Raw genomic sequence first — 2,678 nt, 5'->3', positions numbered from 1 at the left:
AGCGTGGGGCTGATGCCTGTGCCCGACCTGCCGTTCATGCCCGAGCCGCTGCGCGGCCGCTACGTCGCCCACGTCCGGATCGCCTACACCGGCGACGCGATCGCCGGCCGCAAGGCCGTCGCGCCGCTGCGCGCCGTCGGGCCCCGTCTGATGGACACCCTGCGCGAGATGCCGTACACCGCGAGCGGCTCCGTCTTCGACGACCCGGTCCACCCGCACGGCTACACCGGGGACAACGCCCTGCTCGGCTCGCTCGGCACCCCGGTACTCGACGCCGTCCAGGACCTCGCCGGCCCGGCCGCCCCCGTCATGTGCGTCGTGGACCTGCGCCACCTGGGCGGCGCGCTGGCCCGCCCGCCGGCCGTGCCCAACGCGGTCGGCCACCGCGGGGCGGCGTACATCCTGCGCGTGCTCTCACCCGTGGGGCCCTGGAGCACGGCCGACATCGCCCCCGTCCACGAGGAGCTGCTCGCCGCCGTTCGGCCGTGGACCGTGGGCCGCAGCCTGAACTTCGTCTACGGGAGCGGCCGCCCGGCCACGGCCGAGCGGCTCAGCACGCTGTACGAGGCCCCCGCGCGACGGCGGCTGGCCCGGCTGAAAGCCGCGTACGATCCCGCGAACACCTTCCGCGTGAACCACAACATCCAGCCGGACCAGGCGTCATGAGGTCATGAGGTCATGACGTCAGCAGGACGGGCAGGTCGCGCGGCCCGTTCGCGATGAAGGAGCCGGACCCCGGGATCTCGGAGCGGGGCCGCGCCAACCGGAGGCCGGGGAAGCGGTCGAAGAGCCGCGGCAGCGCGATCCCGGCCTCCAGCCGGGCCAAGGGGGCGCCGAGACAGTGGTGGGCGCCGTGCCCGAAGGCGAGGTGCTCGCGCCGCTCGCGGAGCAGGTCGAACTCGAGCGCGTCCGGGCCGTGCTGTTCCGGATCCTGGCCGGCCGCCGAGTAGGAGACGATGATCGCGTCACCCCGCGCGATGGTCACCCCGTCCACGTCGATGTCCTGTGTCGCGAAACGCAGCGGCATGTGGGCCACCGGTCCGTGCAGGCGCAGGGACTCCTCGATGGCGTCCTGCCAGGTGGCCCGGCCGGCCCGGATGTGCGCCAGCTGGTCGGGCCGGGACAGCAGTTCGACCAGGGCGCTGCCGAGCAGGTTGGCCGTGGTCTCGTGGCCGGCCCCGATCATGAGCATCAGGGTGTCGGCCAGTTCCTGTTCGTTCAGCCGCTCGCCGTCCTCGTCGCGTACGGCGATCAGCTCGGAGGAGAAGTCCGGCCCGGGGTGCTCGCGCTTGTACGCCACCAGGTCGGTGAGGACCGCGTAGATGGCCCGCCCGCGTTCCTGGATGTCGTCGATGCTCCCGGGGTCACGGAAGAAGGCGTCCATCATCTGCCGCAGCGAGTCGCTGGTGGCCTCCGGTACGCCGAACAGCCGGCAGATCACCTGGAAGGGCAGCGGGTGGGTGAACGTGGCCCGCAGGTCCACCGTCTCCCCGGCCGGCACCGCGGCCAGCTCCTCCAGCAGCCCGTCCGTCACCTCCTCCACGGACGGCGCGAGCGACTTCGAGCGGCGGGCGGTGAAGGCGCCCGCGACCAGCCGGCGCAGCCTGGAGTGCTCGGCGCCGTAGGCCGTCAGCATGTTCTCCACGGACACCCATGGGTAGAGCGGCCAGTCGGGCGTGATCTCGCCGTCGCGGAAGGCCGGCCAGTGCCGGCGGGGATCCTTGGACACCCGTGGATCCGTGAGGAGTTGCTTGATCCGCTCGTGCCGGGTCACCGACCAGGCCCGCACACCGCCCGGCAGCTCCACCCGGGCGATGGGCCCGAGCCGGCGCAGCGCGGCGGCCTCGGCGGCGAGATCGCTCCCCGTGGGGTCGAGGGGGAACACGCTCTGGGACATCTGCTGCTTCCAATCTGCCGGATCCGCCGACGGACCCGCGGACAGGCGACCGCCCACCGCGGCGGCCCCGAGAAGGGGGTCGGGAGCCACCGCAGTGGGCGATCACCGGCTAGCGGGAGCCGGGCGTGCCGGGCTCCAGGTTGTAGTTGGCGCGGAAGGTGTTGGCCGGGTCGTGCACGGCCTTGAGCCGGACCAGACGTGCGTGGTCCTCGGGGTCGAACGCCGAACGCACCTGCTCCGCACCGGCGTTCTCGCCGATGCCCATGAAGTTCACGAAACGCCCCGTCGTACGGGGGGCGAGGGCGTCGAAGAGCCGGCGGTGCACCGGCCGTACGGTCTCGGGGGTGAACGGGCCGACCAGCGGTGAGAGCACGTAGAGCATGTAGCGGGCGTCGCGGTGGCCGACCGCGTTCGGCGCCCCCTGTCGGCGGGCCAGCGCGCCGCCGAGGTGGCGCAGTTCGACGATGCACATGACGGGCGCGTCGGGGCCGACGGTCTTGAGGATGGTCGGCACGTCGGACTCGGCCAGCTCGTCGAGCATGGCGACGTCCGCGTACCAGGGCATGGGCGTCGGGGGATCGTTGTGGATGGCCGCGCTCGCCGTGTACGGCATCTCCGTGAGCGTGTCCAGCAGCCGCGGTGCGACCGCGCGCAGCGGGGCGACCAGGCGCTCGCCCTCCTCGGCGTCACCCGTGAACGCGATCCGGACGTGGGCGACGTACCGGCCGCGCAGCGGCTCCGGCACGACGGGCACGTCCGGCACCGGGATGAGGGCGAGGGA

3 protein-coding genes are annotated in these 2,678 nt (G+C 73.2%); 1 reads left to right on the top strand and 2 read right to left on the bottom strand.

Annotated elements, in window-relative coordinates:
* A partial coding sequence (locus ACFYOB_RS41540) for a BBE domain-containing protein (RefSeq protein ID WP_388570274.1) occupies positions 1–666 on the top strand: 666 nt, incomplete at its 5' end.
* A gap of 10 nt (positions 667–676) precedes the next feature.
* Here the strand turns inward: ACFYOB_RS41540 and ACFYOB_RS41535 are convergent.
* On the bottom strand, positions 677–1,897 hold the full coding sequence (locus ACFYOB_RS41535) for a cytochrome P450 (RefSeq protein ID WP_388570272.1): 1,221 nt from the start codon (positions 1,895–1,897) through the stop codon (positions 677–679).
* Between the two features lie 109 nt (positions 1,898–2,006).
* The coding region (locus tag ACFYOB_RS41530) for a BBE domain-containing protein (RefSeq protein WP_388570269.1) at positions 2,007–2,678 on the bottom strand (672 nt) is incomplete at its 5' end.

It is taken from the genome of Streptomyces sp. NPDC006463 (assembly GCF_042870715.1).
GTDB lineage: Bacteria > Actinomycetota > Actinomycetes > Streptomycetales > Streptomycetaceae > Streptomyces.
This window is presented reverse-complemented; position numbering and strand designations above follow the sequence as displayed.

What these genes read in the sequence shown, in the direction of transcription:
- ACFYOB_RS41535 (WP_388570272.1), bottom strand. Translation starts at nt 1,897, where the DNA reads ATGTCCCAGAGCGTGTTCCCCCTCGACCCCACGGGGAGCGATCTCGCC.